This window comes from Parabacteroides acidifaciens (genome assembly GCF_003363715.1).
In the GTDB taxonomy this organism is placed as follows: domain Bacteria; phylum Bacteroidota; class Bacteroidia; order Bacteroidales; family Tannerellaceae; genus Parabacteroides; species Parabacteroides acidifaciens.
The window spans coordinates 96,117-102,685 of sequence record NZ_QREV01000014.1; the positions used below are offsets into that span (position 1 = coordinate 96,117).

General features: G+C 46.2%; 4 protein-coding genes. All 4 read right to left on the bottom strand.

The window, feature by feature from the left end:
* Positions 1-88 precede the first annotated feature (88 nt).
* Positions 89-1,795, bottom strand: a complete 1,707-nt coding sequence (locus DWU89_RS08315; protein WP_115499177.1) for a RecQ family ATP-dependent DNA helicase — start codon at positions 1,793-1,795, stop codon at positions 89-91.
* A 92-nt stretch (positions 1,796-1,887) separates the two neighbouring features.
* Positions 1,888-2,442 carry a hypothetical protein gene (locus DWU89_RS08320; protein WP_115499178.1) on the bottom strand — a complete coding sequence of 185 codons (555 nt, stop codon included), beginning with the start codon at positions 2,440-2,442 and terminating at the stop codon, positions 1,888-1,890.
* Positions 2,443-2,461: 19 nt separating this feature from the next.
* A complete protein-coding gene (locus DWU89_RS08325; RefSeq protein WP_222940346.1) occupies positions 2,462-3,460 on the bottom strand; it encodes a hypothetical protein in 999 nt (332 codons plus the stop codon).
* A gap of 207 nt (positions 3,461-3,667) precedes the next feature.
* Entirely contained in the window at positions 3,668-6,256 is a 2,589-nt protein-coding gene (gene clpB, locus DWU89_RS08330; protein ID WP_115499180.1) for an ATP-dependent chaperone ClpB, read from the bottom strand.
* Positions 6,257-6,569 lie beyond the last annotated feature (313 nt).

A 6,569-nucleotide genomic window follows, 5' to 3' on the forward strand; every position in this document is an offset into this window, starting at 1 on the left:
TTATTTATTGGTTAATAGATACTGCAAAGATATTGGAATAATTGAGACGACAGCCTTACCGGATGTATTTTTTATCACCTCCACAGGTTTACTCTTTCCGTAAACAATTATCGCAATACCCGCACCGCGTCCCTTCCATGCCGAAGTATTCGGATATAAACTCTTGGCGGCAACCGGTCGTTTGCAGGTATTCTGCGACTTTTTCAATTCGCATTTTAAATGCGGACAAGCGATTTTCGTAGGATGCGGTTGTGATTACCAAACGCTCCAGGGGGACACGGATCATCTTGAAGGTAATCCGGGGCTCCTTTTTGGATGGAAGATAATAGAAACCGATATTCCGCAGATAGCCTAAGATTTTGGCTACCTCCCGGGGCTGGAATCCGGTCTTTCTTGCCAACATATCCACACTGACAGATACACCGGCCGAGAAAAGCCCCTCGTAATTGCGTAAAACCTCAATGGTGATCTTGGCGGCCGGAGAGTCTTCATTCAGGAAACGGTCCATCGTCCAACGCGGCTGGTCGTACCTGAGATAAGGATGCGTATTCGGATATGGCTCAAAATCGAGATAACCGGACAGAGATAATATTTCGAGTGAAGAACGCAGGCGGCCTTTGTCAAAATGCCAGTCACGCAGAAACTCCGGTTCGTTCAGGTAGACAGACACGCCTTCCCCGTCACCTTCCGCAATCTGGAAACGGTTGCACAAGGCCTCATAAACCCGTTTGATATATTCGATTGTAGGAAAAGCATTGGAGGGACGTCTTTTTATATCCGTAATATCCTGCGGGCCCAACAAGGCCACCGCATACGCCCGGTTCCCGTCACGTCCGGCTCGCCCGGCTTCCTGATAATAGGCTTCCATCGAATCCGGGAACTCCGTATGGATCACCAAGCGCACATCTCCCTTATCGATACCCATCCCGAAAGCATTGGTGGCCACCAGCACGCGAGTATTCCCTTTCAGCCAGTCGGTCTGCCGTTCCGTCTTGATAACCGGGTCCAACCCGGCATGGAAGTATTCGGCCGAGATGCCTGCCGCCCTCAATTTACCGGCATATTCTTCCACACCCCTGCGGGTCCGGCTATAGACAACAGCCGAACCTTGCACGGACGACAGGATATGGCAAAGTTCATTCAGCTTATTATCCGTCTTGCGGACAACGAAAGAAAGGTTCTTCCGTTCAAAAGAGGTCTTGAACACCCGGTAGCCTTTACGGAAATGGAGTTGCTCACAGATATCGGCAACCACCGCAGCCGTAGCGGATGCCGTCACGGCAATCACCGGAACACGAGGGATAGCATCACGGATATCGGCTATCAAACGGTAATCCCGGCGGAAATCATTTCCCCATTGCGAGATACAATGCGCTTCATCCACAACCAGCAGATTCACCTTTTCTGATAACGGTTTCAGCTTTTCCTGAAACAGATCGGAAGAGATACGTTCAGGGGAAATATACAGAAACTTATAATCACCCAAGATGCAATTGTCCAGCTGCTGCAAAATCTCCCAGCGCGGCATTTCGGAACTGATAAAAGCCGACAGTATCCCGCGCTTCTGAAGGTTCTTTACCTGATCCTTCATCAAAGCGACAAGCGGACTGATCACGAGGCAAATGCCCGGCTTAGACAGAGCCGGGACCTGGAAAGTAATTGATTTACCCCCACCGGTCGGCATCAAAGCAAGCGTGTCGTGCCCCGACAGAATACTGTCGATAACCTCCGCCTGCCCCGGCCGGAAACTGTCATAACCCCAAAACTGCTTTAGTACCTGTATCGATTTGTACATTGTTTCTGTTGTATCTCGTACAAAGATATATCTTTTCCACTAAAAATAAGGTGTGGTTCAGTGGCAACAATGAGTCTCGAAGACTTTCACTGTTACCCAAAATGTAAATCCTGCTTGTTATGCAATGCGTTATGTCGTATCTTATAATCTAACTCGTTCAATACTCCATCCAATCTTTTTCTATAGACCAAAGTGGTATATCCTTTCTTAAATGAATCACGCAATACAGCAGAACCGTTTACACGTATATATTCGACATTCGTGAACCAGTCAATGTCTCCTATGATAATGATACAGTTTTTTAATTTATCTTTATCAGAATATGGTTTGATATCTGTTTCATGCCCATTTTTATAATACCAGATTCCCCGTATGGCATCTATCGGTAACTCTTCCTGCTCAAAATGAGTTTTACTTATAATGCCTTCATCCGAAAATATAACATCGGTAAACGCCGGTTTATAATACTTGTAAGTAAACCATATCACACTTACGACCGATACCAGCAAAATAAGCACGGAGATAACATTAAGTGCATTGGCAAATAGAAGTACCAAAAAGATGATCAATAAGACTATAGTCAAAATAGCTATAATGATTTCGAGAACTTTACCTCCTGCCATGTGGCTGAATTTTTGTGTACGCATATTGTTTTATTTTAAGTTTTTATTCTTCGTAATAAGTAAAGACACGCTCAACATAAGGTTTCAATATACGACCGAGTCCTGTGCCGAAATCAACATAATCTTTGAAGTTCTTTGTTTCAATCCAGTTGCCATGCGTATCATAGCCATAGTCCTGAAAGTCTTTGTAGAGTATTTCAAATCCAGGCCGCTCATCAATCGGCCGCCCCTGTTCGTCATATTTTTCCTCCAAGAAACCATTGCGGACAACAGCTTTCAGTTTACCATTTGGATAGTATTCACGTTTACACCAAGATTCCAACTCTTTATTGCCTTCACCGTCAATCCTATATTCTTCCACAACATGGTTATTGTCGCTATATTCATAGATGAAATGCGTTTCCGGCATATCACGACTCAACAAATCATATACTCGAGTCTGAGCCAACAAATCATTTGCACCGTACTCATAGACAGTCTTGCCCGATAACTCTCCTATATTATAAAACTCTCTCTTCTCGACTAATAAATCGTGTTCGTTATAATCATATTCGATCATCGCCGGTTTGTGAACCGTTCCGTCGATCTGTTTCGTCCGGATAAGATTTCCTCTGTCGTCATAAGTATTTATCTCCCCATAAAGATTATCATACACAACTTCCAGCAGCTTCCCGTCTGTATTATATTTGCGGACAATCGTACTGTTAGTTCCCGGGAAGCTGAGTGTATGTGTATATCCCCAAGCCTCATAGGTATAATCGGTCTTTCGAACAGCATTTTCTTGCTTATCGTATTCGTTATATTGAACAAGATTGCCATCGATATTGAAGCGTAAATGATAGTGATGTATTCCGTCCTCTTCCCATTTCCCACCTTTTTTGAATTTCACGGAGAAGATAGATGATACTTTTTCCGGACGATAATAATAAATATCCAGCGTTTTGACTTTTCCATTTAGCCCCATCCGATCTTTATCGTTATTGACCGAATCTACTACCTGGGGAATATATTGGGGAGGAGACTGCTGACATCCTATAAACATCGACACGATTAAACTCCCCAAAATAACAAGTACAACTATTTTATTCTTCACGTTTTCTTTGTATTCGTTTTGCTATGAATTTCAATGTACAAAAGTATAAAAAGGTCATTACCTGCCAAAAAAGAGACAACTTTTTATCATAAAAAAGCCCCGCCCCAATTAAGGAGCAGAGCCTCTTGCTTATATATCAATCAAACCAATACCTGATCAGTTTTTAAATACCAGGCCGTTGCCGTCGCTGTCTATCGTGATCGGGTGGTCTTTGTTGATTTTACCGCCCAACAGTTCTTTAGACAGTTCGTTCAACACATACTTCTGGATCACACGCTTCACAGGACGGGCGCCAAACTGCGGATCGAAGCCTTTATCGGAGATGAAGGCCAGGGCAGCATCCGTAAAGTCCAGAGCAATACCGTTCTGGGCCAGCATCTTCTTCACGCCATTCAACTGCAAAGTAACGATCCGGCGGATCTCTTCTTCGTTAAGCGGCGTAAACATGATGATGTCATCGATACGGTTCAGAAATTCGGGACGGATTGTCTTTTTCAACAATTCCAACACCTGGATCTTCGTTTCGTCGACCACCCGGTCGTGTGTTTCCGGCGTCATCTTCTCGAAGTTTTCACGGATCAGGGATGAACCCATATTGCTGGTCATAATGATGATCGTGTTCTTGAAGTTGACGACACGCCCTTTGTTGTCGGTCAGACGACCGTCGTCCAAAACCTGCAAAAGGATATTGAAGACATCCGGGTGAGCCTTTTCGATCTCGTCGAACAGGACAACGGAATACGGTTTACGACGAATCGCTTCCGTCAGCTGGCCGCCCTCATCGTAACCGACATATCCCGGAGGCGCACCGATCAGACGGGTCGCGCTGAATTTCTCCTGATACTCGCTCATATCGATACGGGTCATCATATTCTCATCATCGAACAGATATTCCGCCAACGCCTTGGCAAGCTCCGTCTTACCCACACCGGTCGTACCGAGGAAGATAAACGAACCGATCGGCCGCTTCGGGTCCTGCAATCCGGCACGGCTACGGCGCACAGCATCCGCAATGGCGCTGATCGCCTCTTCCTGCCCGATCACACGCGTATGCAGTTCAGATTCCAGATGAAGCAGTTTTTCCTTTTCGCTCTGCATCATCTTACTGACAGGGATTCCGGTCCAACGGGACACCACATCGGCAATATCCTCGCTATCGACCTCTTCCTTGATCATGGCGGCAGCTCCCTGCATCGTCTTCAGCTTTTCCTGAACTTCGCTGATCTCTTCTTCCTTCTGTTTGATCTTTCCGTAACGGATTTCGGCCACTTTACCGTAGTCGCCTTCGCGTTCGGCCTTATCGGCTTCAAACTTCAGGTTTTCGATATCTATCTTGTTCTGCTGAATCTTGTTGATCTGCTCTTTTTCACTTTGCCATTGGGCCTTCTGTTTCGTTTCTTCGTCCTTCAGGTCGGCAATTTCCTTATTGAGCTGTTCCAGCTTTCCTTTATCGTTTTCACGCTTGATCGCTTCACGTTCGATTTCCAACTGTTTGATACGGCGGGAAACTTCATCTAAGGATTCCGGCACCGAGTCGATCTGCAAACGCAGACGGGCAGCGGCTTCATCCATCAGGTCGATCGCCTTGTCCGGCAGGAAACGGTCGGTGATGTAGCGCGTCGACAACTGGACGGCTGCGATGATCGCATCATCTTTGATACGCACCTTATGGTGGTTCTCATATTTCTCTTTCAAACCACGCAGGATGGAAATGGCATCCAGCTCGTTCGGTTCGTCCACCAAGACAATCTGGAAACGACGTTCGAGCGCCTTATCCTTTTCAAAATACTTCTGATATTCGTCGAGCGTCGTCGCACCGATCGAACGCAATTCACCACGGGCCAAAGCCGGTTTCAGGATATTGGCGGCGTCCATCGCACCCTCGCCCTTTCCGGCACCTACCAGCGTATGGATCTCGTCTATGAACAGAATGATCTCGCCATCCGACTGGGTCACCTCATTGACTACGGCTTTCAGACGTTCCTCAAACTCGCCTTTATATTTGGCACCGGCAATCAGCGCACCCATATCCAACGAGAATATCTGTTTTGATTTCAAGTTCTCCGGTACGTCGCCACGCACAATACGGTGTGCAAGCCCTTCGGCAATCGCCGTTTTACCGACACCCGGTTCACCGATCAGAATCGGGTTGTTTTTGGTACGGCGGCTCAGGATCTGGAGCACACGGCGGATTTCGTCGTCGCGTCCGATCACCGGATCTAACTTGCCGCTACGGGCACGTTCGTTCAGGTTGATGGCATATTTGCCCAACGCATCGTACGTATCTTCGGCCGACTGGCTGGTCACTTTATTGCCTTTCCGCAGTTCCTCGATAGCCTGGCGCAACTCGTTTTCCGTTACACCGGCATCTTTCAGTATCTGCGAAGCGGTACTCTTTTCCGTAAACAAGGCCAAAATGATCGGTTCCAGCGAAACATACTGGTCCCCCATCTTGGATGAATAGTCGATTGCTTTCTGCAAAACGGCATTTGCTTCACTCGACAGGTAAGGTTCCCCACCGGAAACTTTCGGCAGCGAACTGATCTGTGCATCCAACACGCGGTTCAGATTCTGGATATTCACACCCAGTTTCTGAAAGATGAAATTGGTCACACTCTCGCCCGTCATAATGACACCCTTCAGCAAATGAACGGCTTCGATAGCTTGCTGCCCATTTTGGGTAGTCAGCTGTACAGCCTGCTGAACGGCCTCCTGTGCTTTAATTGTAAAATTGTTTAAATTCATATAGTTATACTCCTTTCTTTCTTCTTTTTATTTCTAACCTTCACCTATATTCCTACAAAATAGATACCAGAAGCAAATCATGCCATTTTGACATAAGCCATAAAAACATACACGGCGTTTTTTACACGTTTTCGGGAAAAGAACAAAGCGGTATGGGAAAAGGTTTACAAATCAGAGCTATGACTTGACAATAGCTCACCCGATAATCATTTGGGATAAATAAATTCATTATTTGTCATATTTGAACTATCCCGTTCCCGCGCTCCGACGCGGGATCGCAGAGGAACAGGCTTTATCAAAACTTGTAAATGAT

Coding starts and splice junctions, on each gene's coding strand:
- DWU89_RS08325 (WP_222940346.1), bottom strand. CDS start 3,460: ATGTTTATAGGATGTCAGCAGTCTCCTCCCCAATATATTCCCCAGGTA.
- DWU89_RS08315 (WP_115499177.1), bottom strand. CDS start 1,795: ATGTACAAATCGATACAGGTACTAAAGCAGTTTTGGGGTTATGACAGT.
- DWU89_RS08320 (WP_115499178.1), bottom strand. CDS start 2,442: ATGCGTACACAAAAATTCAGCCACATGGCAGGAGGTAAAGTTCTCGAA.
- clpB (WP_115499180.1), bottom strand. CDS start 6,256: ATGAATTTAAACAATTTTACAATTAAAGCACAGGAGGCCGTTCAGCAG.